Below are 25825 nucleotides of genomic sequence, written 5' to 3'. Positions count from 1 at the left end.
GGCCCGGAGCGGACAGCCCTAGTACTTGGCGATGAAGCGGCCGACTACTCCGCCGGCCCGCAGCTTGTCGATCGCGTCGGGAATGTCCTTCTGCTCAATGATGTTCATCGGCGGGTTCAGCTTCCCGGACTTCATCAGCTCGTACAGTGCTTCGAGGTCCTCCTTGGTGCCGGACTTGGAGCCCTTGATGGTGAGCTGGTTGATGATGAGCGGGTAGGTGCTGATGTTCGCTTCCAGCCTGCCCATTCCCACCTGTACCAGGGTGCCGTACTCCGCCAGTGTCTCCACGGCCCCCGCCGTCGTGCTGCCAAAACCGGCATAATCCACGATCAGGTCCAGGTTTTTGTCCTTGAACTCGGTAATCGATTCGGCAACGCCGGCCAGCCCAATCTCCTCGGCCAGGTCGCGGGTTTGCGGGTTGATTTCGGCGCCGTAGACCTCGGCACCGGCGAGCACTGCCACCCGGGCGCCGATGTATCCCAGACCGCCCAGGCCAATCACGCCCACCTTCATACCGGCCTTCGCTCCGCCTACGGCCATGATGGCGTGGTAGGCGGTAAGCCCGGCGTCAGTGGCCATGGCGGCCAGGTCAAAGGGGACTTCATCCGGGAGTTTGACCAGGTTGTCGTCCGTGGCGAGCAGTTTCGGACCGAAGCCGCCGTCCCACTTTCCGTAGCCGAGGGCATCTCCGTCACTCATCACCGGCGCCAGGCCTACCCGGTCCCCGACCTTCCAGTGCTCCATGCCCTCGCCGACTTCGACAATCACGCCGGCATTCTCATGGCCCATGGTGCGGGGCAGCTGGAAGAACAACGGCATCCAGCCCGGATCATCCAGTGCAGTCACGTCTGAGTGGCAGACTCCTGCCGCTTTGACCTCCACCACAACCTGCCCTGGCCCGGCGTGCGGCTCAGGAACCTCGTTGAGTTCCAGCGGCTTGTTGGTCCCGGTAAACTGCCATGCCTTCATGGAAATACTCCCTCCATGGGTGCGCTTCTGCTTACCTATCCAGCCTATCCCCGGCTCGATCGGGGCGCCTGCCGGCGGTCGTTTGACCTTGACGTTGCGTCAAGTTCTAGGCTGGAGGGGCATGGAAAGGAAACGCATGGACTGGTCCATCAAGGAGGTGGCGAAGCTGGTCGGGACTACGTCCCGCACGCTGCGCCATTACGACAGCATCGGGCTGCTGCCACCCACGCGTGTGGGAAGCAACGGGTACCGCCGGTATGGCCGGGATGCCCTGGTGCGGTTGCAGCGCATTCTGCTGCTGCGCGACCTCGGCCTGTCATTGCCGCAGATCAGGAAGATCCTTGACGGTGAACAGGACGACTCAGCGGCCCTGACCCGGCACCTGCGCCATCTGCAGGCTGAACGGGACCGGCTGCAGACACAAATCAACGCTGTCCGCTCCACGCTGGCAGCACTCCAAAAAGGAGAGGACATCATGGCAGAGAAGATGTTTGAAGGTTTTGACCACACGCAGTATCGGGAGGAGGTGGAGGAACGCTGGGGCCCGGATGCCTATGCCGCATCGGATCGCTGGTGGGCTTCGCTCGATGAGGCGCGGAAACAAGGCTTCCAGGCCGAGCACGCCGCGCTCCAGGACGCCTGGGACACAGCCCAGCGCCAGGGACTGGCACCGGACAGCCCCCAGGTGCAGGAGCTAGCGCAGCGGCACGCGGCCTGGATTGCCGCTGGCTCCGGCAAGCGGCAGGCCGACCCGCGAATGCTCGAAGGGCTGGCGGACATGTACGCCGCTGACGAGCGGTTCGCGGTCCACTACACCCGCGAGTTTGCAGACGGCGCCCGGTATGTCCGGGACGCCCTGCGTACCTATGCGCGGGGACTCGCCGGCTAACGCGCGTCACGCCCTCTACGGTTCCTGCTCCACCAGCCGCTGCAGCAGGGCCTCGAGCACCTGGATCTGGCCTTTGACCAGTTTGGTGCGCGCCACCGCAGGGGAAAACCAGCTGGCGTCGTCAATCTCGGGGTACTCACGGATCCGGCCCGAGCCTTTCGGCCATTCCAGGGCGAAGGTATTGCTCGCTATCCGCTCCGGATCAAAGTCCGATTCAGCAGTGAAAACCGTGATGGCCTTTTTCGCGGACTGGCGGAAACTGCCCAGCAGTTCATACTCCGCGGCGGGAGCGGGCGTGCCCATTTCCTCACTGAATTCCCTAAGCGCTGCGGTCAGGGGATCCTCCTCCGGCAGGTATTCACCCTTGGGGATAGACCAGGCATGCGTATCCTTCCGGGCCCAGAACGGTCCGCCCATGTGACCTATCCAGACCTGCAGGCCATCCTGCCGCCGCCGGTACAGCAGGATGCCGGCACTGGTGATCATGCGGGCTCGAACCCGAAGGTGACAACCGGCGGCACGTCCGCGCGCAGCCGCTCCAGGACAAAACGTTCGTGGGGAACGACGGCGGCGGGCAGGTCGTGGAGGGCAAACCACGCCAGCTTCGCCGCCTTGCCGGGCTCCATGATGCGCGGTTCACCGCTCCAGCGGGTGCAGGTGAAGAAGAAGTCCACCCGTTCATCCACAGCCTGACCGCCTCCGTTGGTGCGGTGCATGGCAGTGAGGGGCACGACGTCGTCGGGTGCTACGGAGATGCCCAACTCCTCGCGCGCCTCCCGCACTGCCGCCTGCACGGCAGACTCCCCCGCTTCCACATGCCCGGCAGCGGCGGTTGCCCAGTAGCCGTCCATGTATCCGGTGCCCTGCCGAAGCTGCAGCAGGATCTGATCCCCCCGCGGAAGAATCAGATAGCTGGCTGGCACTACTCGGAACCGGTCGGTCACGGCGGATCAGTCTCCTTTTAATGGGGCGGACGGCATCAGCCTAACGGCGTGCCGTTACACAAAACTAAATATGACGGACATCACACTATGCTGGCTGGACTGTCCCGGATTACCGCCTGCAGGAAGGCCCGAAAATGTCTCAAAATGCCCGCAGCGAACGCGCAAAGCGCGTGCCCCCGCATCTGGTGGACCCGGAGCCGGGAGGCGTGGGGGACCCGGCCGTGGCGTCCCTAACGGGAACAAAACCGGAGACGGTCCCGTTGCCGCCGGGGGTCAGCCCGAAGCTCTACAACGCGGATCTGGCGCCCACCACCAGAAAGGGACGGACCTGGCACGCCTACAGCATCTTTACCCTCTGGGCCAATGACGTGCACTCGCTGGGCAACTACGCGTTCGCCATCGGGCTGTTCGCCCTGGGCCTGGGCGCCTGGCAGATCCTGCTGGCCTTTGCGCTTGGGGCGGTGCTGTTGTTCCTGCTGCTGAACCTCTCCGGCTTTATGGGTGAGCGCACCGGGGCCCCCTTCCCGGTCATCAGCCGGATTGCCTTCGGGGTGAAGGGAGCCCAGATTCCCGCAGTTATCCGCGGCGCCGTCGCCATTGCCTGGTTCGGCATCCAGACCTATCTGGCGTCCGTGGTGCTGCGCGTGCTGATCCTCGCGCTGGCCCCGAACCTGGCGCCGCTGGACACCAATTCCTTCCTGGGGCTCTCCACGCTGGGGTGGATCTCCTTTGTGGCCCTGTGGGTGGTGCAGGTGATCATTGTCAGTTTCGGGATGGAAATGATCCGCAAGTATGAAGCATTTGCCGGGCCGATCATCCTGGTCACCATGCTGGCCCTGGCCATCTGGATGTTCGTGGAAGCCGGCGGGTCCATCGCCTGGTCCACCACCGAGTCCCTGACCGGCGGTGAAATGTGGGTCCGGATTTTCCAGTCGGCAGCTCTGTGGGTGGTCATTTACGGAACCTTTGTCCTGAACTTCTGCGACTTCACCCGCGGCGCCCCTTCCGAACGCTCGGTGGTGCGCGGCAACTTCTTCGGCATCCCGATCAACATGCTCTTTTTTGCCGTCATCGTGATTGTCCTGGCCGGTGCCCAATACCGGATCGACGGGACCATCATCGAATCCCCCACCGACATTGTGAACACCATCCCCAACACGTTCCTGCTGGTGCTTGCGGCCCTTGCCCTGATCATCCTGACCATCGCGGTGAACCTGATGGCCAACTTCGTCGCCCCCATCTATACCCTGGCCAACCTCTTCCCGCGCCGGCTGAACTTCCGCCGGGCCGCCCTGGTGTCGGCAGTCATCGGGCTCATCATCCTGCCGTGGAACCTGTACAACTCCCCCGTGGTGATTGTGTACTTCCTGGGCGGACTTGGCGCGCTCCTGGGCCCCCTGTTCGGTGTCATCATGGCCGACTACTGGCTGGTGCGTAAGGGCAGGGTAAACATGCCCGATCTCTATTCGGAGTCCCCCGACGGCGACTATGCCTACACCCGCGGGGTAAACCGCAAGGCGATCATCGCGGGCACGCCGGCCGCCGTCGTCGCACTGGTCCTGGCGCTGGTTCCCGCGTTCAGCCTGGTGGCCGGATTCTCCTGGTTTGTCGGAGCCATCCTGGCAGCGGTCATCTACCTCATCATCACCAATCGGCACGGGACCTTCCGGGCTGTCGACGGCGAGGCTATCGCCGTCGCCCCCAGACACTAAACGACCCAGGCACTAAACGACGTCGGCACTGAAAGACGCCAACACCGACGCAAAGCGAAAGGAAGACAGAATGCGCATTCTTGTGCTGAACGTCAACACCACGGAAACCATGACCGAGTCCATTGGCGCCGAGGCAGCCGCGGCCGCGTCACCCGGGACCGAAATCATTCCGCTGACACCGCTCTTCGGGGCGGAATCCGTGGAAGGAAACTATGAGAGCTATCTGGCCGCCATAGCGGTAATGGAAACAGTAAAGGCCTATCCCGAACCCTTCGACGCCGTGATCCAGGCGGGCTACGGCGAGCATGGCAGGGAGGGGCTGCAGGAACTGCTCGATGTCCCCGTGGTGGACATCACCGAAGCCGCCGCGGCCACGGCCATGTATCTGGGCCACAAATACTCGGTGGTGACCACCCTTGACCGCACGGTTCCGCTGATTGAGGACCGCCTGAAACTGGCCGGACTCCTGGACCGGTGCGCCTCGGTGCGGGCCAGCGGAATGTCGGTGCTAGGTCTCGAGGAGAATCCCGAGGCCGCAGTGCGTGCCATCACGGAGCAGGCAATGCTTGCGGTTCAGGAGGACCGGGCGGAGGTCATCTGCCTGGGCTGCGGCGGCATGGCCGGGCTGAAGGACAGTATTGCGGAACGTACGGGTGCACCGGTGGTTGACGGCGTGGCAGCCGCGGTGACCGTTGCAGAGTCCCTGGTCCGGATGGGGCTGAGCACCTCCAAGGTCCGGACCTATGCCCCGGGCCGCCCGAAGCTGTTCCGCAACTGGCCGTTTGCCGCCGGTTCCCTGCAGCACTGATCCGGTTTCGACTGCCGTTCCCAAAAGGCCAAACAGAAGCACCCCGGTCCGAGGACCGGGGTGCTTTTGCATAGCGGTGCCCGAAGTGGGACTCGAACCCACACACCTTTCGATACTGCATTTTGAGTGCAGCGCGTCTGCCAATTCCGCCATTCGGGCGTGCCGTCTGTCACGAACAACGGGTAGTTGCCGTGTTGGACGCAAAACAACTCTACATGCGGATAGGCTGAATACGTGAACTGCCGGTGCGCCGGCAGGAGAGACCGTATCTGAGGAGCCACCTGTGTCTGAGTCCACCGAGCCCGCACCGTCTACCACTGAGGCGCCCGCCGAGGCCGTGAATGCCGCGTCCTCCAACGCGCCGGCCCGCCGCGTCCTCGTCGCTGAAGATGAGACCCTGATCCGCCTCGACATTGTCGAAATCCTGACCGGCGAGGGGTACGACGTCGTTGGCGAGGCAGACAACGGCGAGAAGGCCGTGCAGCTGGCCAAGGAGCTGAAGCCGGACCTGGTCCTGATGGATGTAAAGATGCCCCTGATGGACGGGATTACCGCAGCCGAGCAGATCGTCAAGGCCCGTATTGCTCCGGTAGTGCTGCTGACCGCCTTCAGCCAGAAGGAACTGGTGGAGCGGGCACGCGAAGCCGGTGCCATGGCCTACGTGGTCAAGCCCTTCACCCCGGCGGACCTGATCCCTGCCATTGAGATTGCCCTGTCCCGCCACGAGGAGATCAAGGCCCTCGAGGAAGAGGTCACGGACCTGAAGGAGCAGTTCGCCACCCGCAAGCTGGTGGAGCGTGCCAAGTCGCTGCTGACCACCAAGATGGGACTGACCGAGCCCGAGGCCTTCCGCTGGATCCAGAAGACCTCCATGGACCGCCGACTGAGCATGCGCGAGGTAGCCGAGACCATCATCAACCAGGTCAACTGATCTTAACGTAGCACCAACAGTAAAGGCCCCGTCCAATCGGACGGGGCCTTTACTGTTGGTGCGGCAGGGCTGTTTCTGCGGCACGGCCGGAAGGCTAGATGGCCTTGGCCTTGCCCTTCTTGCTGTCCTTGACCGGCCACGGGCCGACCTTTTCCTTGATCCGTTCCTGGCCTTCGTAGCGCTGGCCGGCGTCGGCGATGTCGCCTACGCGGTGCACCTTGAGGCTGTTGGTGGAACCGGCCTGTCCGGGAGGCGAACCGGCGGCGATGACCACCAGGTCATTGTCCTCCACCAGGCCCTCTTCGAGCAGTGTCCGGTCCACCTGGGCGGTCATCTGGTCGGTGTGCTCGGCGAACTCAACGAGCATGGGTGCGACACCCCAGAACAGGGTCATGTAGCGGTAGGTTTCCTCCACGGGGGTGAAGGCGAACACCGGCTTGGAGGGGCGCAGGCGGGAAAGCCGGCGGGCGGAGTCACCGGACTGGGTGAAGGTACAGATGTACTTGGCGTCCAGCTGGTCCGAGATTTCGACGGCGGCACGCGTGATGGCACCACCGCGGGTGCGCGGCTTGGAACCCAGCGGCGGAACACGGTTCAGGCCGTGCTCCTCGGTGGACTCGATGATCCGGGCCATGGTCTCCACCGTCTCGATGGCGTACTTGCCCACGGAGGTTTCGCCCGAGAGCATCACGGCGTCGGCACCGTCAAGCACGGCGTTGGCGCAGTCGGAGGCCTCGGCGCGGGTCGGGCGGGGGTTGTCGATCATGGATTCGAGCACCTGGGTGGCCACAATCACCGGCTTGGCCCAGCGGCGGGCCAGTTCAATGGCGTTCTTCTGTACCAGGGGAACCTCTTCGAGCGGCAGCTCGACGCCGAGGTCGCCGCGGGCAACCATGATGGAGTCGAACGCGTCGATGATTTCCTCGAGGTTTGCCACGGCCTGCGGCTTCTCGATCTTGGCAATCACCGGGACGCGGCGGCCTTCCTCGTCCATGATTTCGTGCACCCGGGCAATGTCGCCGGCGTCGCGCACGAAGGAGAGGGCAACCATATCCACGCCGCGGTTCAGTGCCCAGCGGAGATCATCCTCATCCTTTTCGGACAGTGCAGGCACATTCACGGCAACGCCGGGCAGGTTAATGCCCTTGTTGTTGGACACGTTGCCGGGCACAACAACCTGGGTAACCACGGTGGTGGAGGTAACGTCCACTGCCCGCAGCTTGACCTTGCCGTCATCGATCAGCAGGAAGTCGCCGATCTTGACGTCGCCGGGCAGGCCCTTGTAGGTGGTGGAGCAGATTTCCCGGGTACCGGGAATGTCCTCGGTGGTGATGGTGAACGTATCACCCACATTCAGGAAGTGGGGTTCCTCGGTGAACCGGCCGAGCCGGATTTTGGGTCCCTGCAGGTCGGCGAAGATGCCTACGGGCATGCCGAGCTCAGCGGAAGCCTTGCGCACGTTCTCATACGTGGCGTTGTGTACGGAGTGGTCGCCGTGGCTCATGTTCATACGGGCGACATTCACGCCCGCGCGAAGAACCGCTACGGTATTTTCATAGCTGGCGATCGCTGGTCCAAAAGTGGCAACAATCTTTGCGCGTCTCATATTTCCCAGCCTAGTCTTCCTTGACGGTTTCCGCATGGGACCGGGGCTGCCGGGGCCGCTGTGCCGCGCGCTTGACGGCTCCGAAGCAGGTCAAATTCCGTACCGCCAGTCCGGAAGCCTGCACAAATTCCCACAGACAGGCGCAAATGGCGCCGTGCGGGCCCGCATCCGGCAGTGCGGAAGGCAAGCCGTGGGAATCTGTGCAGCCGCCATCAGCACTATCCGGGCGTACCTTCTCCTTTTTGTGCCGCCGCGGCGGCCTTGGCGCCCGCCGGGCCGGACACTGATCTCCGGAACATCACGTAGCTGAGCGCGCTGATGACTGCCAGTCCCATAAGGAAGCCGGCCGCGGTCCAGTTGCCGCCGAAGCCCAGTACCAGGGCGACCGCTACGCTCGCCGCCGCCGGAAGGTACAGCAGCCGAAAGTCCGCCTGCCTGCGGGTGAGCGGTTTCTTCGTTCCCGCGGGGCGCGGGTCCGGTTCGGGCGTTCCACCGGCGGGCTCGGCCGGCGCCCCGTACTGTGCAGAAACCGCTTCGCCGCTCATAAAGTGCGTCGGCGGGTACTGGGCCGGGCTGGACTGCGCCGCCGGGTACTGGGCCGGGCTGGACTGCGCCGCCGGGTACTGAGCCGCCGGGTACTGAGCCGCTGGGAACTGTGCCGGGCTGTAATACCCGTCCGGCGTAGCCGGAGTGCCGACCGCGCCTTTGCCCTCCCCGCTGACCACAAACATGCTCCCGGCCTGCTTCTGGATAACCGGCCGAAGCATTCCGAGGAGGAACACTATTCCAACACTGAACACCCACGAGGGTCGGTCGGAGTTGATGGCCATCAGCACCGCCAGCCATACCAGCACTGCAATGGCGCCTACAAACAGCAGCACGCCCTTTAATCCCCGGGGATTAAACTCCACCCGCGCACCCGGACCGGCTTTTTTGGCCCTGCGGCGTGCGGTGAGGAAAACAACCAGCGTCACCAGCCCCACCGTGACGCCGATCCCGAAAACGGTCCCGATAACGCCTGCCACCATCCTGCGCTCCCCCAAATATGCGTGTCCGAAAGTATGCCTGTCCAATACCGGATCCGGTACGGACGCCACACTCTACCCGAAACGGTCAGCCGACCTTGCGGCGGTAGATGGCAATGGCGCCGGCGTAGGCAGCACCGAGGATACCCGCCAGCCAGGCCAGCGCTATCCAGAAGTCGGCGCCGACAGGTTGCTGGTCGAACAGCGCCCGCATGGCGTCCACAATTGACGTGACCGGCTGGTTCTCCGCAAACCACGCAACTGGTCCGGGCATCGTCCCGGTGGGGACAAATGCCGAGCTGATGAACGGCAGGAAGATCAGCGGGTAACTGAAGGCGCTGGCGCCGTCGACGGTTTTGGCCACCAGGCCCGCGATCACCGCCAGCCAGGTGAGCGCCAGCGTAAACAGGACCAGGATCCCGACGACGGAGAACCAGGCTACCGGCGATGCACCGCTGCGGAACCCGATCATCACGGCCACACCGATAACCAGGGCAACCGCGGCAAGGTTTGCACTCACCGAGGTGAGTACATGCGCCCAGAGCACCCCCGAGCGGGCAATGGGCATCGACTGGAAGCGTTCGAACATCCCGTCCCGTTTGTCGAGGAACAACCGGTAGGCCGTATAGGCGACACCGGAGGCAACGGTGATCAGCAGGATGCCGGGCAGCATGTAGTTGATGTAGGCCTCACCCGATCCGGTGCTGATGGCGCCGCCGAAGACGTAGACAAACATCAGCATCAGGGCGACCGGGGTGACGGCAGTGGTGATCACGGTATCCGGGCTGCGGAGCACATGCCGCAGGGAGCGGCCGGTCAGGGCGGCGGCATCGCTGAGGGCAGTCATCGGCTTTCCCTTTCTTCCGCGGCCGGAGTCCGGCCGGTGTCGCCGACCAGGGCGAGGAAGACGTCCTCGAGGGACGCCTGCTTGGTGACGTACTCAGTCTTGGCCGGCGGAAGGAGCTGCTGCAGCTCGGACAGGGTGCCGTTCCGGATGATGACGCCCTGGTGCAGGATCCCGATGCGGTCGGCGAGCTGCTCCGCCTCGTCCAGATACTGCGTGGTGAGCAGGACAGTGGTTCCGGCCGCGGCCAGTTCCCGGACGGTGCGCCACACCTCGTTGCGCGCCTGGGGGTCCAGGCCGGCGGTCGGCTCGTCCAGGAAAATCACCCCCGGCTCCCCGATCAGGCTCATCGCGATATCGAGGCGTCGCCGCATTCCGCCGGAATAGGTGCCTGCCCTGCGGGTCCCCGAGTCGGTGAGCGCAAACCGGGCGAGCATCTCGTCCGCAACCGCACCCGGATTCTTCCGGTGGCGCAGTTTGGCGATGAGGACCAGGTTCTCCCGGCCCGTCAGCACGTCATCAACCGCCGTGAACTGGCCGGTCAGGCTGATGGAGCGGCGCACATCGGCGGGCTGGGTTCCGACGTCGAAGCCGGAGACCGCGGCGGTCCCGGCGTCGGCGGCCAACAAAGTAGAGAGAATCCGCACGAGCGTTGTTTTTCCCGCACCATTGGAGCCCAACAGTGCGAAGATACTGCCTGCGCTTACGTCAAAGTCGACTCCGCGCAGCACCTGCAGATCCCGGAACGATTTTTCAATGCCCTCTACCCGGATGGCGGGGTCAAGGGTGTGGTTGGTACGCATAGCCGGTCTCCAATCCCGGTGGTTATGCCTCTCCCTCGGACCGGTCGATGGTGTCGACCAGGCGCCTGCGCTCCTTGTCGATCCACTGGCCGTCCGCATAATTCGCGATGAAGGCCTCTGCAAACTCCACCGGATCCTCACCGACGACGCCGCGGATAGGCGTCCCGTCGACGGCGGCGCGCTCAATCAGGTCAGCGAGGTCTTCGAGCATCTGGATATAGACGTCGCCCTTGGCGATTGGTCCCGCGTACATAAAGTAGCGCTCGAGGCCGTCCATGGCGGTCCGGTATCCCGCAGGCAGCTGGGCCTTGCGCTGCTTGAAGCGGCGCCAGCGCCTTTTATCCTCAAACGGTCCGGTCACAAGCTCAATCCATTTCGCGGCCATCATTGCCTCCCGTGTTGTGCGGCTGTTGGACGTCCCGCTGCAGGTGTTCTATCCGTGCCGTCAGAAAGCTCCAGCTGCCCCAGAACTCACGGAGGTAATCCGCACCTTGTGCGTTCAGGGTGTAAACCTTGCGCGCCGGCCCCTTTTCCGAGGGCACCTTCTCGACGTCGACGAGACCGCGTTTTTCGATCCGGAGCAGGAGGGCGTATACGGTGCCCTCGGCAATATCGCTGAAGCCCTGATCCCGGAGCCGTGCCGTGATGTCGTAACCGTAGGCCGGATTCGCGGCAATGAGGGCCAGGACAATGCCTTCGAGGGTGCCCTTGAGCATCTCCGTCATCTGTTTGCCCATGGACCGCCCCTGCTCACGTCAACTACCTAGTGGTACTGACCACCACTAGACAGTAACACTAGGTAGCTGCGGCGGGAAGTGGGCCGGGCAGAAGATTCCGGGGCACGGGAGCCGCACGGGATTCCAGGGCACCAAAAAGGCCCGAAGGCCCAGCCGCCGGTGCTGGGTCTTCGGGCCTGTTCGGTCGTAGCTGTGTTTTCTGTCGTGACTGTGTGTTCTGTCGTAACTGTGTGTTGTCGTACCTCGAGCAGCCGGTCTGCACTTCGGGGACCGGCAGCGGGCCTACAGCGGGGTGATGGCCCGGTCCGTCGGAGCCACCGGCGCCGGCAGCCGGGTGGAGCCCATCAGCCACTGGTCCACGGCTGCAGCTGCTGCCCGGCCCTCCGCAATGGCCCAGACAATGAGGGACTGCCCGCGTCCGGCGTCGCCCGCCGCGAACACACCGGGAGTGCCGGTCATGTAGTAACCGTCCCGGATCACGTTGCCGCGGTCATCGAACTCCGCGGAAACCTGTTCGGCCAGGCCTGCCGGTTCCGGACCCGTGAAGCCCAGGGACAGGAAGACCAGGTCGGCGGGGATGACCCGCTCAGTGCCGGCCTTCGGCAGGCGCTTTCCGTCCACAAACTCCGTTTCCGCCACCTTGACGCCGGTCAGCTTCCCGTTCTCCCCCACAAACTCGACGGTGGAGGCAAGGTAGGTCCGTTCCCCGCCCTCTTCATGGGCACTGGCCACCTCGAACAGCGTCGGGTACATCGGCCACGGCTGGTGCGCGGCACGCTCGGCGGGCGGCTGCTGGCCAATCGCCAGGGTTGTGACGGACGCTGCCTGCTGCCGGTGGGCGGTACCCAGGCAGTCGGCACCCGTGTCGCCGCCACCCAGAATCACCACATGCTTGCCCTCGGCGCTGATCTGGTTCTTCACCCTGTCCCCGGCCACGGCCTTGTTGGACTGGACCAGGTAGTCCATGGCGAAGTGCACGCCGGTCAGGTCCCGTCCGGGGATGGGCAGGTCGCGGGGCACGGTGGCGCCGGTGGCAATTACCACGGCGTCATAGCGGCGGCGCAGCTGCTCCCAACTGATGTCCTTGCCCACTTCCACACCGGTGCGGAACCGCGTGCCTTCGGTGCGCATCTGCTCCAAGCGGCGGTCCACCTGGATTTTCTCCATTTTGAAGTCCGGGATGCCGTAGCGCAGCAGCCCGCCAATGCGGTCGTCACGTTCGTAGACGGCCACGGTGTGGCCGGCCCGGGTGAGCTGCTGGGCGGCTGCCAGTCCGGCGGGCCCGGAGCCGACGACGGCGATGGTGCGGTCCGTGAGCCGCTCCGGCGGGTGCGGGGTTACCCAGCCTTCACCCCAGGCTTCATCAATGATGGATACCTCCACCTGCTTGATGGTGACAGGCGGCTGGTTGATGCCCAGCACGCAGGACGCCTCGCAGGGTGCCGGGCAGAGCCGTCCGGTGAACTCCGGGAAGTTGTTCGTGGCGTGCAGCCGTTCAATGGCCTCCGCGCCCTTGTCCCGCCAGGTCAGGTCATTCCATTCCGGAATGAGGTTGCCCAGCGGGCAGCCCTGGTGGCAGAACGGAATGCCGCAGTCCATGCAGCGCCCGGCCTGTGCCTTCAGCACACCCTTCTCCTGCGCTTCGTAGACTTCCTTCCAGTCCATGATGCGCACCGGCACGGGGCGCCGGGGCTGGGTTTCGCGTTCGCGTACCTTCAAGAATCCGCGTGGGTCAGCCACCGGTAACCTCCAAAATCTGAGTCCATGCTTCAGCGCCGTCGGGATCGAGTCCCGCTTCCACGGCTGAGGCGCGGGCGCCGAGCACTGCGGCGTAGTCCCGCGGCAGCACCTTGGTAATCCGGGACACGGTGTCCTCGAAGTTTTCCAGCAGTTTGCGTGCCAGGTCGGATTCGGTTTCCTCGACGTGCCGGACCAGCAGGCCGCGGACAATGTCGATGTCCTCCGCATCCGGAGCCTCCAGGCGCAGTTCCCCGCGCTCCAGGCTTTCCTTGTTGACCTTCGCCTCCACCAGGTCGATGACAAACGCGGTGCCGCCGGACATGCCGGCGCCGAAGTTGCGTCCGGTCGGGCCCAGGATCAGGGTCTGTCCCCCGGTCATGTATTCGCAGCCGTGGTCGCCGATGCCTTCAACAACGGCGGTGGCCCCGGAGTTGCGGACCAGGAAGCGTTCGCCCACCTGGCCGCTGAGGAACATCTCCCCGCTGGTCGCGCCGTAGCCGATCACGTTGCCGGCAATGACGTTGCGGTCGGCGGCAAACACGTTCCCGCGGTCCGGGCGGACGATGATCCGGCCCCCGGAGAGGCCCTTGCCCACGTAGTCATTCGAATCGCCGAACAGGCGCAGGGTGATGCCTGCCGGGAGGAACGCCCCGAGGGACTGGCCGGCCTGGCCGGTAAGGGTGATGTCGATGGTGTCCGGTGCCAGGACGTCGGTACCGAAGGTTCTGGTGACCGTGTGACCGAGCATGGTGCCCACCGACCTGTCGGTGTTCACCACATCCAGGGCAATCCGCACCGGTGCACGGTTCTGCAGCGCATCTGCGCTCATCTCGATCAGCTTGTTGTCGAAGTGCAGATCCAGTTCGTGGTTCTGCGACACCATGTTCCGCAGCGGAGCACCGGGGTCCACCTCGGCGCCGCGCAGGATCGGCTCCAGGTCCAGCCCGTCGGCCTTCCAGTGGTCAATCGCTGCCCGGGTGTCCAGCAGTTCGGTGTGTCCGATCGCTTCTTCCAGGGTGCGGAACCCGAGCTCGGCCAGGATTTCGCGGATTTCCTCGGCAATGAATTCGAAGAAGTTCACCACGAACTCCGGCTTGCCGGTGAAGCGGCTGCGGAGTTCGGGGTTCTGCGTAGCCACGCCCACCGGGCAGGTATCCAGGTGGCAGACCCGCATCATGATGCAGCCCGACACCACCAGCGGCGCGGTGGCGAAGCCGAATTCCTCCCCGCCCAGCAGCGCGGCAATCACTACGTCCCGCCCGGTCTTCAGCTGGCCGTCCACCTGGACCACTACGCGGTCCCGGAGTCCGTTGAGCATCAGTGTCTGCTGGGTTTCGGCCAGGCCGAGCTCCCAGGGCGCACCGGCGTGCTTGAGCGAGTTCAACGGCGAGGCGCCCGTGCCGCCGTCGTGCCCGGACACCAGTACGACGTCGGCCTTGGCCTTGGTCACGCCGGCCGCCACGGTGCCGATTCCGGCTTCGGACACGAGTTTGACGTGCACGCGGGCTGACGGGTTGGAGCGCTTCAGGTCATAGATCAGCTGCGCCAGGTCTTCGATGGAGTAGATGTCATGGTGCGGCGGCGGGGAAATGAGCCCCACGCCCGGGGTGGAGTGCCGGGTGCGGGCTACCCAGGGGTAGACCTTCTGGGCCATCAGCTGGCCGCCCTCGCCGGGCTTGGCGCCCTGCGCCATTTTGATCTGCAGGTCTTCGGCGTTGGTCAGGTACAGGCTGGTGACGCCGAACCGGCCGGAGGCAATCTGCTTGATGGCCGAACGGCGCTCGGGATCCAGCAGCCGCTCCACGTCTTCCCCGCCCTCACCGGTGTTGGACTTCGCGCCCAGCCGGTTCATGGCAATGGCCAGGGTTTCGTGCGCTTCCTTGGAGATGGAGCCGTAGCTCATGGCACCGGTGGAGAAGCGCTTGACGATGCTGGAGACCGGCTCCACCTCGTCCAGCGGCACGGGCGGACGCTCCCCCGTGCGGAAGTCCAGCAGGCCGCGCAGGGTCATCAGGTTCTTCGACTGGTCATTAACACCGTTGGTGTAGGCCTTGAACACGTCGTACCGGCGCTCACGCGTGGCGTGCTGCAGCCGGAATACCGTCTCGGGGTTGAACAGGTGCGGCGGGCCTTCGCGCCGCCACTGGTATTCACCGCCGTTGTCCAGCGCACGGTGCGGCTCCTCCACGCCGTCGCCGGGGTACGCCTCGGCGTGCCGGGCGCCGGCTTCGGCGGCAATAACGTCCAGTCCGACGCCGCCGAGCTGGGTCTGCGTGCCGTGGAAGAACTCGTCCACCAGTTCCTGGCCGAGGCCGATCGCCTCGAAGGTCTGGGCGCCGCAGTAGGAGGCCACGGTGGAGATGCCCATTTTGGACATGATCTTCAGGACGCCCTTGCCCAGGCCCTTGATCAGGTTGGTGACGGCCTCTTCACGGGTGACACCGGTGATGTCTCCGTTGCGGACCAGTTCCTCGCAGCTTTCCATGGCCAGGTACGGGTTCACAGCGGACGCACCGTAGCCGATGAGCACGGCCACGTGATGCACCTCGCGCACGTCTCCGGCCTCCACGAGGAGGGAGATCTTGGTGCGGTTGGCGCTCTTGAGCAGGTGGTGGTGCACGGCGGAAAGCAGCAGCAGGGACGGGATCGGCGCCCACTGGGCGTTGGAATCCCGGTCCGAGAGGACAATGTACTGCACACCGCGGTTCACGGCGCCGGAAACCTTTTCACAGATTTCGCTGATCCGGGCCCGCAGTTCCGCTTCGCCGCCCTGGGGGCGGTACAGGCCGCGGACCTTCAGTGCGATCCGTTCGCCGTCCTCGTCGGTGAGGTTGGCGATCTTCGCCAGCTCGTCATTGTTGATGACCGGGAACTTCAGCGCCACCTGGCTGGTTTTCACCTGTTTCAGCGAGAGCAGGTTGCCGTTGGGCCCAATGGAGGCCTGCATGGAGGTGACCAGTTCCTCGCGGATGGCGTCCAGCGGCGGGTTGGTCACCTGGGCGAAGGACTGCACAAAGTAGTCAAAGAGCAGCCGCGGCCGCTTGGAGAGCACCGCAATGGGGGTATCCGACCCCATGGCGCCGAGCGGCTCGGCACCGGTGCGGGCCATCGGGCCCAGCAGGATGCGCAGTTCCTCCTGCGTGTAACCGAAGGTCCGCTGGCGGCGGTTGATGGAGGCCTTGGTGTGCAGGACGTGCTCGCGTTCGGGCAGTTCCTCCAGCCGGACCTGGTTCTCCTTCACCCATTCCGCCCAGGGGTTGGCGGCGGCAATTTCGGACTTGATTTCCTCGTCTTCAATCAGCCGGCTCTCGGCGGTGTCCACCAGGAACATCTTGCCGGGCGAGACACGGCCCTTGCGGACCACGGTGGCCGGGTCAATATCCACCACGCCGACTTCGGAGGCCAGGACCACCAGGCCGTCATCGGTTACCCAGTACCGGGCCGGGCGCAGGCCGTTGCGGTCCAGCACCGCACCCACCTGGGTGCCGTCGGTGAAGGAGACGGCAGCGGGACCGTCCCACGGCTCCATCAGCATGGAGTGGTACTGGTAAAACGCCCGGCGGGCCGGGTCCATGGTGGCATGGTTTTCCCACGCCTCCGGGATCATCATCATGATCGCGTGGGTAATGGGCCGCCCGGAGAGCATCAGCAGCTCCGCCACCTCGTCAAAGGACGCCGAATCGGAGGCCCCGGGGGTACAGATGGGGAACAGTTCCTCCGGCGTCTGCCCCAGCAGCGGGTTCTTCATCTGGGACTGCCGGGCGCGCATCCAGTTGCGGTTGCCCTTGACCGTGTTGATCTCACCGTTGTGGGCAATGGTGCGGAACGGCTGGGCCAACGGCCAGGACGGGAAGGTGTTGGTGGAAAAACGTGAGTGGACAATGCCCAGCTTGGTCTTGAACCGCGGGTCGGACAGGTCCGGGAAGAACGGTTCCAGCTGCGCGGTGGTGACCATGCCCTTGTAGACCATGGTCTTGGAGGACAGCGAGGGGAAGTAGACGCCGAACTTGTTCTGCGACCGCTTCCGGACGCGGAAGGCCCGGGCATCCAGGTCTTCGGTGCCGAGGCCTTCTTCGGGGGCCAGGAATACCTGGACGAAGTAGGGCATGCACGCCCGGGACATGGCGCCGACCAGATCGGCGACCACGGGGACTTCACGCCAGCCCAGTACCTGCAGGCCTTCGGAGGCGGCAATGGCTTCCACCCCGGCCCGGGCGGTGTGCTGTTCTCGGTCTTCGGTAGGCAGGAACGCGGTTCCCACGGCGTAGCCGCCGGCTGCGGGGAGTTCGAAATCCACCACGGCCCGCAGGAATTCGTCCGGTACCTGGGTGAGCAGGCCCGCGCCGTCGCCGGTTCCTTCATCGGCGCCCACGGCACCGCGGTGCTCGAGGTTGCGCAGGGCGGTGAGGGCGGCGTCGACAATCCCGTGGGTGGGCTCGCCTCGCAGGGTGGCGATGACCGCCAGGCCGCAGGCGTCCTTCTCGTTTTCGGCCCGGTACAGACCGGAGTCCTCCGGGAGCGCGGCAAAGCGGGTGAAAGGTGACACGACGGTGTCGGAAAAAGCAGACAGGGAATCAGTCATAAGAAGTGAGTCCTTCCCCCTTATTAGAGCGTCGGGAGGGGACAACGCTGGCCCCACGGCGGGAAATCCTCAGGGGGATCCTCCGCGGCGTTTATTGATTCTACGGCTCACTTCGTCCCGGAAAACCGGAAAATCCGGTTCCACTGGGAATCCTGCCTGCCGTGACCGGCGCTTTCCGGATGGGTCTCCCGGGCTGCAGCCGTTGGCGCCACTTCAATGTGGCTACCGCCTGCAGCACCGGGAGGTAACCCGGAGTTCTTAGGCGGGAGGTCCGTTGTCCTTGGACCGGTGAGGATGGGACTCCTCGGTTTTTGTCTCTGCGAGATTAGCACGCACGGGGCGCCCGGATGACGCCGATTCCGATTTCGCGGCTTCTGTTTCGTTCTTGTTATCCGGGAGCTCAGCGGCTGGTTCGCGGCCGGGAAGGTACAGGGAACCCTCACCGCCCTTGCGTGCCTTGATTGTCAGGTAAACAAACATGGCCAGGGAGGCGATGAGCAGGGCTGCACTGGTCCACACATTAAGCCGTTGTGTGACGCCAAAAAGCGTAATCATTTCGGCGTCATCAATGCGCAGCAGCTCAATCCAGAGGCGCCCCAGGGTGTAGAAGGCCACGTAGAGCCAGACCAGCCGTCCGCCACGGAGCCTGAACCGGCGGTCCAGAAGCAGTAGCAGTGCCACGCCGGCCAGGTTCCACAGCGATTCATAAAGGAAGGTCGGGTGGAACAGGGTGCCGGGTGCGGCGTCGGCGGGGAAGTTGGGGTTGTCCGCGTCAATTTCCAAGCCCCAGGGCAGGTCTGTTTCCGCGCCGAAGAGTTCCTGGTTGAACCAGTTTCCCCACCGTCCCACAGCCTGGGCCAGGAGCAGGCCCGGAGCAGCGGCGTCGGCGAAGGTGGAGAGCTTGATGCCCGCCCGCCGGCACCCGATCCAGGCACCCACAGCGCCCAGTGCCACGGCACCCCAGATCCCCAGCCCGCCCCGCCAGATCTGCGGAATGAGGGCAAGGTCCCCGTCCGCCCCGAAGTAGGCGTCCGGAGAGGAAATGACGTGGTAGAGCCGCCCGCCGATGATGCCGAAGGGAATGGCCCAGATGGCAATGTCCCAGACATCGTCCGTGTTCAGGCCACGGGCCTTCCAGCGCCGGGAGGTCAGCCACAGACCCGCAAGGATGCCGGCCAGGATGCACAGGGCGTAGACATGGATGGTCAGCGGCCCCAGCGAAAAGCTGCTGAAGTCGGAGGAGGGGCTGGGGATGCCCGCAGGCACCGGCATCAGGTTCATTAACGGGCCTTCGGGGTTCCGGAGTGCAGTTCACGGGTTAGCTCGGCCACGGCCGGGACGCCGCCGTCGCGCAGGGCGGCCACCAGGGCAGTGCCCACAATGACACCGTCGGCGTAGGCGCCGATTTCGCGGACATGCCCGGCCCGCGAAACGCCCAGGCCTACGCATACCCGCTCCGCGCCGGCGGCACGGGCGGCGCTGACTACGTCCCGGGCGGCGTCGCTGACGCTGTCCCGGGCGCCGGTGACACCCATGATGGAAACGGCATAGACAAAGCCGCGGCTCGCTGCGACGGTGCTCTTCATACGGGCCTCGGTAGAGGACGGTGCCACTAGGAACACCCGGTCCAGGCCGTACTTATCCGAGGCCGCGAACCATTCGGTGGCCTCGTCCGGCACCAGGTCCGGAGTGATGAGTCCGGCTCCCCCGGCCTCGGCCAGGCGGCGGGAAAACTCATCCACGCCCATCCGCACCACGGGGTTCCAGTACGTCATCACCAGCACGGCTGCGTCGGTGGCCGCCGTAATACCGGCAACGACGTCGAATACCTCGGCCACGCGGAAACCGTCGGCCAGGGCCTGGGTGGTGGCGGCCTGAATAACGTGGCCGTCCATGACCGGGTCCGAGTACGGAATGCCGATTTCAATCAGGTCGGCACCGTTCTCCGCCAGGGCAATACCCGCGGCGATGGTTTCCGCCACGGTGGGGTATCCGGCCGGCAGGTAGCCAATCAGCGCGGCGCGGCCTTCGGCAGCCGCCCGGTCAATGGCGGCCGCGGCCTTGCTCTGCCGGACTTCGGTGCTCACAGCTGTTCCCCTTCTTTGCCGATCTCGGCTTCGGCTGACTGATCATCCAGCAGGTTGAACCATTCAGCGGCGGTGGCCACGTCCTTGTCGCCGCGGCCGGAGAGGTTAACCAGCACGATCTTTTCGGACGCGTCGCCTTCTTCCGCGAGCCTGCGGCCCACCTTGATGGCCCCGGCCAGGGCGTGCGCGGATTCGATGGCGGGAATGATCCCCTCGGTGCGGCACAGCAGCTGGAAGGCGTCCATGGCTTCGGCGTCGGTGATGGGTTCATAGCTGACCCGGCCGATGTCGGAGAGGTAGGAATGCTCCGGACCTACGCCGGGGTAGTCCAGGCCGGCGGAGATGGAATGCGATTCGACGGTCTGCCCGTCCTCATCCTGCATCAGGTAGGACCGCGCGCCGTGCAGCACACCCGGGCGGCCCAGGGTGATGGTGGCGGCGTGGCGGCCGGTTTCAACCCCGTCGCCGCCGGCCTCGAAGCCGTAGATTTTCACTGACGGATCATCCAGGAACCCGTGGAAGATGCCGATGGCGTTGGAGCCGCCGCCAATGCATGCGCAGACTGCATCCGGCAGCCGGCCGGTCTGCTCCAGCATCTGGGCGCGGGCTTCCTCGCCGATGACTTCGTGGAAGTACCGCACCATGGCCGGGAACGGGTGCGCCCCCGCGGCGGTGCCGAGCAGGTAATGCGTGTTGTCCACGTTGGCCACCCAGTCCCGCAGGGCCTCGTTGATGGCGTCCTTCAGGGTCTCGGAGCCGTTGGTCACCGGAATGACCTTCGCGCCGAGCAGTTCCATCCGGGCAACGTTCAGGGCCTGGCGGCGGCAGTCCTCTGCCCCCATGTAGACCACACACTCCAGCCCCAGCAGGGCTGCGGCGGTGGCGCTGGCGACACCGTGCTGGCCGGCACCGGTCTCGGCAATCACCCGGGTCTTGCCCATCCGCTTGGCGAGCAAGGCCTGGCCCAGGACGTTGTTGATCTTGTGTGAACCGGTGTGGTTGAGGTCCTCGCGCTTGAGGAAGATCCGCACCCCGCCGGCATGCTCCGCAAAGCGTTTGGCCTCCGTGAGCAGGGACGGACGGCCGGAGTAGTTCTTGTTCAGGTCCGCAACCTGGGCAGTGAACTCCGGGTCGGCCTTGGCCTTCTCGAAGGTCTCTTCCAGCTCATCGAGGGCCGCAATCAGGGATTCGGGCATCCATCGGCCGCCGTACTCGCCGAAATACGGACCGGAGGCATGGCGGAGGGAGGCTCCCCCGCTGAGGAAGGCCTCGGTGACGCTTCCTGATCCGGTCTCTGCGGCAGCGCCCGCTGCCTGTGCCTGTTCCGACTTCCCGATCATGGGGTTTCTGTCCTGTCCTGCTTGAGCCCGGGCTATCGCTGCCCGGACAGGGAGTTTGGAGCTATGGGTTGGCTTCCACGGCGCCGCGCGCGGCAATGGCGCCTGCCCCCGCTGCGGTGAATTCGCCGATGGTCTGTGCCGGGGTGGCGTGCTTTACCAGCGCCTCACCCACCAGCACCGCGTTTGCCCCGTGGGAGGCATAGTGTTCGACGTCGGCGGCATCACGGACACCGGACTCGGCAATCACCACGGGCCCGGCGGGAATGCTGCCGGCGAGCGAGGCGAACACCGAACGGTCGACGTCGAGCGTCTTGAGGTTGCGGACGTTGATGCCGATGATCCGGGCACCCAGCGCCACGGCGCGCTCGACTTCCTCAGGGGTGTGCGTCTCCACGAGGGCGTTCATGCCCAGCTCGTGGGTGAGGTCGAGGAAACTGCGCAGCTGCGCGTCGTCCAGCGCCGCCACGATCAGCAGGATCAGGTCCGCGCCGTGTGCCCGCGCCTCCCAGATCTGGTACTCGTCAACGGTGAAGTCCTTGCGCAGGACCGGAATTCCTACCGCGGCGCGGACGGCGTCCAGGTCCGCCAGCGAGCCGCCGAACCGGCGCTCCTCGGTGAGGACGCTGATAACGGCCGCTCCCCCGCGCTCGTAGCTGGCTGCGAGGGCAGCCGGGTCCGCAATGTCGGCCAGGGCGCCCTTTGAGGGGCTGCTGCGCTTGACCTCGGCGATGACCCGCAGCTCGGTACGCGGATCAGCGTTTCCGCCGAGCGCCGCGAAGGCATCAAGCGGCGCCGGAGCCAGGGCAGCGGCGTCGCGCACCTGCTCCAGCGATACGCCCTGCCGGCGCCGGGAGAGATCTTCCCGGACGCCGGCAATGATGTCGTCGAGAACGCTCACCTAGTGGCTGCTGTTCTTCAGCTTTGATCCGTTGACGCCGTAGCCTGCCTTGCGCATGATGAAGCCCACAACCAGGCCGATGAGCATCACGGCGATGCCGGCGAAGAAGCCAACGAAGCTGGCCATGATGTAGGCGACGGATGAAACAGCGGCACCAACGATCATGATGAGGACGCAGGTCCAGGCGGCGGGGGTGTTGCCGTGCCCAATGGTCTCGTCGTGGATGCTGGCGTGGGCTTCGCCCTCGTTTTCCTGGCCGGCTTCGAGGCGCTGGTCAGTGGTGTTTGTGCTCATGGTGAATCTCCTCATTAACGAATCTGGGTTCCATTCTGCCATTAGCTGGACGGAAACCCTCTTATATGTAGCTTTGGTGCGGGTCTATTTGTCGGTCGGGTCTTCGCCGCGGGAGAGCTGGTCCCAGCCGTCAATCTCGTCCACGGGTTCCGCGTCCCGGTCATTGCTGCCGGCTGCGGCGTCTCCGGGGGTGTTCGCGCCGGTTCCGCCCTCGCGGTCCCCCGCGGCACCTGCCGCCGGCGCAGCATAGCGGCGCGAGGTGCTCCAGTGCCGTCCCGCGAGGGAGAGCCAGACACCGGCCAGGGCAATGAGGATGCCGATCACCAGTGCCACATACGGCATGGCGGTCACTTCCACCGCGGTGCCCTCGGCGGAGCTGACGCCGATGGCCTTGCCAATGGCGCCGGCGGCGCCCTGGAGCGGGTCGCTGATGATCCGGTAGCTGGCCACCGCCACTCCGATGCCGGAGATCACCAGGATCACGCCGATGATCCAGCGGGCAATCCGTCCGGCAATGGCGGCTGCCAGGGCGGCGGCCACGGCCACGACGGCGAAGGCGGTGACTGCGGTGGCCGCGTCACTGCCGGCGACAGCCACATCCGGGGTCACGACGTCGGTGGCCGGGAGTGTGACGTTCAGCCAGGTGCGGGTTGTGGTGCCGAAGGCGAGGGCCGCCAGCAGGACGGTTCCCATCACAACGGTTGCCTTGCGCCGCCAGCGGGGTGCCGGCGGGGTGGAGCGGGATGATGCGGCGGGCGTGGTGCTCACTTGTCTGCTTCCTGGGGTACGGATTCCTGCGGTCGGGTGGCGGGTGCGGAGGGCGCGGAAGTGCGGTCCGCCGGTTTACCCGGTCCGGTTTCACCCGGTGCGGCGACAGTTTTCAGCGAGCCGGCGATGAGCGCCGCCCGGAGGGGTGCAGCCGCCTTGTTGACGGTTTCCTGTGCTTCGGCTTCCAGATCAGAGTCGTTGACTATTCCGCCGCCGGCCTGCACGTAGGCCTTTCCATCCCGCAGCAGCGCCGAGCGGATGGCGATGGCCATATCCATGTCTCCGGCGAAGTCCAGGTATCCGACCACGCCGCCGTAGATGCCGCGGCGGTGCGGCTCAACTTCGTCGAGCAGGCGCAGGGCCCGCGGCTTCGGCGCACCGGAGAGGGTGCCCGCTGGGAAGGTGGCCGCGAGGACGTCGTAGGCCGTGGAGGTGTCGGCCAGGCGTCCGACGACGGTGGAGACCAGGTGCATGATGTGGCTGAACCGTTCCACTTCCATGAACTGGGTGACGTCGATGCTGCCGGGGCGGCAGACCTTGGAAAGGTCGTTGCGGGCCAGGTCCACCAGCATCAGGTGCTCGGCGCGTTCCTTTTCGTCTTCCAGCAGTTCCTCGGCCAGTGCCCGGTCGAGTTCGGAGGTCCGGCCGCGGGGGCGGGAGCCGGCAATCGGGTGGGTGATGACATCGCGGCCGGTGACCGTGACCAGGGCTTCCGGCGAGGATCCCACTACATTGAACGGGTTGCCGTGGGCGTCTTCGAAGTTGAAGAGGTACATGTAGGGGCTGGGGTTGGTGGTGCGCAGGACCCGGTAGACATCCAACGCCGCAGCATGGCACTCGGCCTCGAAGCGGCGTGAAATGACCACCTGGAACACTTCACCGTCCACGATGGCCTGCTTGCCCCGCTGCACTGCCCGGGTGTAGTCGGGTTTCGGCCAGCTTTCCTTGACGTTGGCGGTCAGGTCGGCGGCGTCGACTCCGCCTGCGGGCAGCACGGACACTGCCTGTGGTGTGGGTGCCGCGAGGCGGTCGAGCATGGAGCGAAGGCGGCCGACGGCGTCATGCCACGCCTCATCGACCCGCTCGTCCGAACCGTCGAAGTTGATGGCATTGGCAACCAGCGTCACCGTGCCGTCACTGTTGTCATGGATGGCCATGTCAGAGACCAGGTTCATGGCGATTTCCGGCAGGTCCAGGTCATCCGCGGGCGGGTTGGGCAGCTTTTCCCAGTGCCGCACGGTTTCCCAGCCGACAAAACCCACCATGCCGGAGGTGAACGGGGGAACCTCGTCGAAGCGGTCAGTGGCCAGCAGCTCCACGGTCCGGGCCAGGGCTTCCACCGGGCTGCCATCCACGGGAACACCGGCCGGCGGCTGGCCGAGCCAGTGCGCTTTTCCATCCAGGGTGGTCAGGGTGGCCCGGGAGCGGGCGCCGATGAAGGAATACCGGGACCAGACGCCGCCGGACGCGGCGGATTCCATCAGGAAGGTTCCCGGCTCGCCGTTGGTGAGCTTGCGGTAGATCCCGATAGGGGTGTGTGCGTCCGCCAGGACCGTCAGGCGGACCGGGATGACCCGGCGGTCGGCGGCCAGGGACCGGAATTCCTCCAGGCCGGGGCGGATGGCTCCAAGATCGCGCATGGTGTTCTGCTTCCCTATCGGGTTCGGGTACGGCTGGTGATGATGGTGCGGCGTTGCGGGAGGTCCGGTCAGCGGGTGCCGACGGCGGCATCGAGTTCGCGGCCGTCAAAGCAGGTCCGGGTGCCGGTGTGGCACGCAGCCCCGACCTGATCCACACGGACCAGCAGGGCGTCGCCGTCGCAGTCCAGCGCCACGGACTTTACCCACTGCACATGTCCGGAGGTGTCGCCCTTGCGCCAGTATTCCTGCCGGGAGCGGGACCAGAAGGTGACCCGTCCGCTGGTCAGCGTACGGTGCAGGGCTTCCTCATCCATCCAGCCCAGCATCAGGACCTCGTTGGTGTCGTACTGCTGAACGATGGCGGCCACCAGCCCGGCGTCGTCGCGCTTCAGGGCGGCGCGGAGCTCGGGGGCAAGCTGAGGAGTCTGGGGAGAAGGTGTGGAGGACATCGTACTGATTCTACTGCCCGCTGCCATCTCACTGCCCAACCCGGGGTAATGTGCCGCCACGCCGCCCATTTCCGGCGTTCCGTGCTAGTTTCAGCAGTGATGCATTACGTAGAACCGTCCCGTGAAGTCCTTGCCGAGACCTTGCTCGCGGCGGGTCCTGATGCGCCCACGCTCTGCAACGGATGGCAGACCCGGCAGCTGGCCGCACACCTGTACCTGCGCGAGCACAAAATCAGTTCCGCCGTGGGCCTGTTCGTGAAGCCGCTGGCCGGGCGGGCTGACCGTGCCCTCGAAGAAGTTGCGCAGAAAGCCTCCACCACGGAGAGCTATGCCAGGCTTGTCCGCCAGTTCCGGTCCGGACCGCCGCTGCTCTCCCCCATGAAGATCAAGTCCGTGGACAACAGCGCCAACCTCAGCGAGTACTTTGTCCACACCGAGGACATCCGCCGTGCCGGCACCGACCGGTGGGCGCCGCGGGCCCTGGACAACGACTATTCGGATGCCCTCTGGGCCGAGCTGATCAAGCGTGCTGCCATCCTCTACCGCGGCGTGGACCTGGGAATCGTCCTGGTCCGCCCGGACGGCCCCCGGCATGTGGCCAAGCGGGCGCCCGTGTCGGTGGCGATTGTCGGCGAGCCCGGTGAGCTGCTGATGCATGCCCACGGCCGCACCCGCCATGCCCTGGTGATGTTCGAGGGCCAGCCGGATGCGGTTGCACTGCTGGAAAGTGCGGAGATCGGAATCTAGGTTCCGACCCCC

Annotated in this window: 24 protein-coding genes and 1 tRNA gene; 5 read left to right on the top strand and 20 right to left on the bottom strand. The window is 65.4% G+C overall.

The genetic code is table 11. The annotated features are described in order from the left end of the window. Nucleotides 1–18: 18 nt before the first annotated feature. Nucleotides 19–969 (bottom strand): zinc-binding dehydrogenase, encoded by a 951-nt coding sequence (locus AC5RVB_RS08210; RefSeq protein WP_494142448.1) that lies wholly within the window; start codon nucleotides 967–969, stop codon nucleotides 19–21. Between the two features lie 136 nt (nucleotides 970–1105). Between AC5RVB_RS08210 and AC5RVB_RS08205 the strand changes: the two genes are divergently transcribed. Then, the gene (locus AC5RVB_RS08205) at nucleotides 1106–1858 is read left to right on the top strand and encodes a MerR family transcriptional regulator (RefSeq protein ID WP_227927900.1); all 753 of its coding nucleotides are present in this window, start codon (nucleotides 1106–1108) and stop codon (nucleotides 1856–1858) included. A gap of 15 nt (nucleotides 1859–1873) precedes the next feature. Here the strand turns inward: AC5RVB_RS08205 and AC5RVB_RS08200 are convergent, their stop codons facing one another. Next, entirely contained in the window at nucleotides 1874–2344 is a 471-nt protein-coding gene (locus tag AC5RVB_RS08200) for an NUDIX hydrolase (protein WP_227927901.1), read from the bottom strand. Then, nucleotides 2341–2781: an NUDIX hydrolase gene (locus AC5RVB_RS08195; RefSeq protein ID WP_290245149.1), complete on the bottom strand. Its 441-nt coding sequence runs from the start codon at nucleotides 2779–2781 to the stop codon at nucleotides 2341–2343. Before AC5RVB_RS08195 ends, AC5RVB_RS08200 begins: the two co-directional genes overlap by 4 nt. A 155-nt stretch (nucleotides 2782–2936) precedes the next feature. Here AC5RVB_RS08195 and AC5RVB_RS08190 point away from each other — a divergent pair, with 155 nt between their 5' ends. Both AC5RVB_RS08190 and AC5RVB_RS08185 read left to right on the top strand, forming a co-directional pair. Then, nucleotides 2937–4514, top strand: a complete 1578-nt coding sequence (locus AC5RVB_RS08190) for an NCS1 family nucleobase:cation symporter-1 (RefSeq protein ID WP_494142447.1) — start codon at nucleotides 2937–2939, stop codon at nucleotides 4512–4514. A 70-nt stretch (nucleotides 4515–4584) separates the two neighbouring features. After that, a complete protein-coding gene (locus AC5RVB_RS08185) occupies nucleotides 4585–5322 on the top strand; it encodes an aspartate/glutamate racemase family protein (RefSeq protein ID WP_494142446.1) in 738 nt (245 codons plus the stop codon). 77 nt (nucleotides 5323–5399) lie between these two features. Here the strand turns inward: AC5RVB_RS08185 and AC5RVB_RS08180 are convergent. After that, a tRNA-Leu gene (locus tag AC5RVB_RS08180) sits at nucleotides 5400–5481 on the bottom strand. Between the two features lie 178 nt (nucleotides 5482–5659). Here AC5RVB_RS08180 and AC5RVB_RS08175 point away from each other — a divergent pair. After that, nucleotides 5660–6253, top strand: coding sequence for an ANTAR domain-containing response regulator (locus AC5RVB_RS08175; RefSeq protein ID WP_227902269.1), 594 nt, complete (start codon nucleotides 5660–5662; stop codon nucleotides 6251–6253). A 94-nt stretch (nucleotides 6254–6347) separates the two neighbouring features. On the opposite strand, the gene pyk is transcribed toward AC5RVB_RS08175, so the two are convergent. From pyk to hisI, 16 genes are all read right to left on the bottom strand, one after another. Continuing rightward, nucleotides 6348–7859, bottom strand: a complete 1512-nt coding sequence (gene pyk / locus AC5RVB_RS08170) for a pyruvate kinase (protein ID WP_227902074.1) — start codon at nucleotides 7857–7859, stop codon at nucleotides 6348–6350. Nucleotides 7860–8077: 218 nt separating this feature from the next. Continuing rightward, nucleotides 8078–8887: a hypothetical protein gene (locus tag AC5RVB_RS08165; protein WP_494142445.1), complete on the bottom strand. Its 810-nt coding sequence runs from the start codon at nucleotides 8885–8887 to the stop codon at nucleotides 8078–8080. An 85-nt stretch (nucleotides 8888–8972) separates the two neighbouring features. Then, entirely contained in the window at nucleotides 8973–9731 is a 759-nt protein-coding gene (locus AC5RVB_RS08160) for an ABC transporter permease (RefSeq protein WP_494142444.1), read from the bottom strand. Next, nucleotides 9728–10531: an ABC transporter ATP-binding protein gene (locus tag AC5RVB_RS08155; protein ID WP_494142443.1), complete on the bottom strand. Its 804-nt coding sequence runs from the start codon at nucleotides 10529–10531 to the stop codon at nucleotides 9728–9730. The genes AC5RVB_RS08160 and AC5RVB_RS08155 overlap by 4 nt, the downstream gene beginning before the upstream one ends. Before the next feature lie 22 nt (nucleotides 10532–10553). Further along, on the bottom strand, nucleotides 10554–10916 hold the full coding sequence (locus AC5RVB_RS08150; protein ID WP_227927908.1) for a DUF1048 domain-containing protein: 363 nt from the start codon (nucleotides 10914–10916) through the stop codon (nucleotides 10554–10556). Beyond that, nucleotides 10897–11268: a PadR family transcriptional regulator gene (locus AC5RVB_RS08145; RefSeq protein ID WP_227902079.1), complete on the bottom strand. Its 372-nt coding sequence runs from the start codon at nucleotides 11266–11268 to the stop codon at nucleotides 10897–10899. Before AC5RVB_RS08145 ends, AC5RVB_RS08150 begins: the two co-directional genes overlap by 20 nt. Nucleotides 11269–11550: 282 nt before the next feature. Continuing rightward, nucleotides 11551–13008 carry a glutamate synthase subunit beta gene (locus tag AC5RVB_RS08140; RefSeq protein WP_227902080.1) on the bottom strand — a complete coding sequence of 486 codons (1458 nt, stop codon included), beginning with the start codon at nucleotides 13006–13008 and terminating at the stop codon, nucleotides 11551–11553. Continuing rightward, on the bottom strand, nucleotides 13001–17590 hold the full coding sequence (gene gltB / locus AC5RVB_RS08135) for a glutamate synthase large subunit (RefSeq protein WP_494142442.1): 4590 nt from the start codon (nucleotides 17588–17590) through the stop codon (nucleotides 13001–13003). Before gltB ends, AC5RVB_RS08140 begins: the two co-directional genes overlap by 8 nt. A gap of 258 nt (nucleotides 17591–17848) precedes the next feature. Then, entirely contained in the window at nucleotides 17849–18871 is a 1023-nt protein-coding gene (lgt, locus tag AC5RVB_RS08130) for a prolipoprotein diacylglyceryl transferase (protein WP_290245156.1), read from the bottom strand. Continuing rightward, nucleotides 18871–19677, bottom strand: coding sequence for a tryptophan synthase subunit alpha (gene trpA, locus AC5RVB_RS08125; RefSeq protein WP_227902083.1), 807 nt, complete (start codon nucleotides 19675–19677; stop codon nucleotides 18871–18873). The genes lgt and trpA overlap by 1 nt, the downstream gene beginning before the upstream one ends. Continuing rightward, the gene (trpB, locus tag AC5RVB_RS08120) at nucleotides 19674–21017 is read right to left on the bottom strand and encodes a tryptophan synthase subunit beta (protein WP_227902084.1); all 1344 of its coding nucleotides are present in this window, start codon (nucleotides 21015–21017) and stop codon (nucleotides 19674–19676) included. The genes trpA and trpB overlap by 4 nt, the downstream gene beginning before the upstream one ends. Nucleotides 21018–21078: 61 nt before the next feature. Then, on the bottom strand, nucleotides 21079–21915 hold the full coding sequence (gene trpC / locus AC5RVB_RS08115; protein ID WP_227902085.1) for an indole-3-glycerol phosphate synthase TrpC: 837 nt from the start codon (nucleotides 21913–21915) through the stop codon (nucleotides 21079–21081). Further along, on the bottom strand, nucleotides 21916–22209 hold the full coding sequence (locus AC5RVB_RS08110) for an HGxxPAAW family protein (RefSeq protein ID WP_227902086.1): 294 nt from the start codon (nucleotides 22207–22209) through the stop codon (nucleotides 21916–21918). Between the two features lie 84 nt (nucleotides 22210–22293). Beyond that, entirely contained in the window at nucleotides 22294–22977 is a 684-nt protein-coding gene (locus AC5RVB_RS08105; RefSeq protein ID WP_494142441.1) for a Trp biosynthesis-associated membrane protein, read from the bottom strand. Next, complete coding sequence (locus AC5RVB_RS08100) at nucleotides 22974–24617, bottom strand: anthranilate synthase component I (RefSeq protein WP_494142440.1); 1644 nt, start codon at nucleotides 24615–24617, stop codon at nucleotides 22974–22976. The genes AC5RVB_RS08105 and AC5RVB_RS08100 overlap by 4 nt, the downstream gene beginning before the upstream one ends. 68 nt (nucleotides 24618–24685) lie before the next feature. Beyond that, nucleotides 24686–25066, bottom strand: coding sequence for a phosphoribosyl-AMP cyclohydrolase (gene hisI / locus AC5RVB_RS08095; protein ID WP_227902089.1), 381 nt, complete (start codon nucleotides 25064–25066; stop codon nucleotides 24686–24688). Between the two features lie 99 nt (nucleotides 25067–25165). On the opposite strand from hisI, the gene AC5RVB_RS08090 reads away from it, so the two are divergent. Next, the gene (locus AC5RVB_RS08090) at nucleotides 25166–25813 is read left to right on the top strand and encodes a TIGR03085 family metal-binding protein (protein ID WP_227902270.1); all 648 of its coding nucleotides are present in this window, start codon (nucleotides 25166–25168) and stop codon (nucleotides 25811–25813) included. Nucleotides 25814–25825: the final 12 nt, after the last annotated feature.

This window comes from Arthrobacter sp. Y3225209, assembly GCF_059090685.1.
Note: the sequence above shows the minus strand (reverse complement) of the source record. Positions and strands in the feature narration are given on the sequence as shown.

Coding starts and splice junctions, on each gene's coding strand:
- AC5RVB_RS08110 (WP_227902086.1), bottom strand. CDS start 22,209: ATGAGCACAAACACCACTGACCAGCGCCTCGAAGCCGGCCAGGAAAAC.
- hisI (WP_227902089.1), bottom strand. CDS start 25,066: ATGTCCTCCACACCTTCTCCCCAGACTCCTCAGCTTGCCCCCGAGCTC.
- AC5RVB_RS08210 (WP_494142448.1), bottom strand. CDS start 969: ATGAAGGCATGGCAGTTTACCGGGACCAACAAGCCGCTGGAACTCAAC.
- AC5RVB_RS08200 (WP_227927901.1), bottom strand. CDS start 2,344: ATGATCACCAGTGCCGGCATCCTGCTGTACCGGCGGCGGCAGGATGGC.
- AC5RVB_RS08150 (WP_227927908.1), bottom strand. CDS start 10,916: ATGGCCGCGAAATGGATTGAGCTTGTGACCGGACCGTTTGAGGATAAA.
- lgt (WP_290245156.1), bottom strand. CDS start 18,871: ATGAACCTGATGCCGGTGCCTGCGGGCATCCCCAGCCCCTCCTCCGAC.
- trpB (WP_227902084.1), bottom strand. CDS start 21,017: ATGATCGGGAAGTCGGAACAGGCACAGGCAGCGGGCGCTGCCGCAGAG.
- AC5RVB_RS08160 (WP_494142444.1), bottom strand. CDS start 9,731: ATGACTGCCCTCAGCGATGCCGCCGCCCTGACCGGCCGCTCCCTGCGG.
- AC5RVB_RS08145 (WP_227902079.1), bottom strand. CDS start 11,268: ATGGGCAAACAGATGACGGAGATGCTCAAGGGCACCCTCGAAGGCATT.
- AC5RVB_RS08155 (WP_494142443.1), bottom strand. CDS start 10,531: ATGCGTACCAACCACACCCTTGACCCCGCCATCCGGGTAGAGGGCATT.
- AC5RVB_RS08190 (WP_494142447.1), top strand. CDS start 2,937: ATGTCTCAAAATGCCCGCAGCGAACGCGCAAAGCGCGTGCCCCCGCAT.
- AC5RVB_RS08100 (WP_494142440.1), bottom strand. CDS start 24,617: ATGCGCGATCTTGGAGCCATCCGCCCCGGCCTGGAGGAATTCCGGTCC.
- AC5RVB_RS08090 (WP_227902270.1), top strand. CDS start 25,166: ATGCATTACGTAGAACCGTCCCGTGAAGTCCTTGCCGAGACCTTGCTC.
- AC5RVB_RS08165 (WP_494142445.1), bottom strand. CDS start 8,887: ATGGTGGCAGGCGTTATCGGGACCGTTTTCGGGATCGGCGTCACGGTG.
- pyk (WP_227902074.1), bottom strand. CDS start 7,859: ATGAGACGCGCAAAGATTGTTGCCACTTTTGGACCAGCGATCGCCAGC.
- AC5RVB_RS08205 (WP_227927900.1), top strand. CDS start 1,106: ATGGACTGGTCCATCAAGGAGGTGGCGAAGCTGGTCGGGACTACGTCC.
- gltB (WP_494142442.1), bottom strand. CDS start 17,590: ATGACTGATTCCCTGTCTGCTTTTTCCGACACCGTCGTGTCACCTTTC.
- AC5RVB_RS08185 (WP_494142446.1), top strand. CDS start 4,585: ATGCGCATTCTTGTGCTGAACGTCAACACCACGGAAACCATGACCGAG.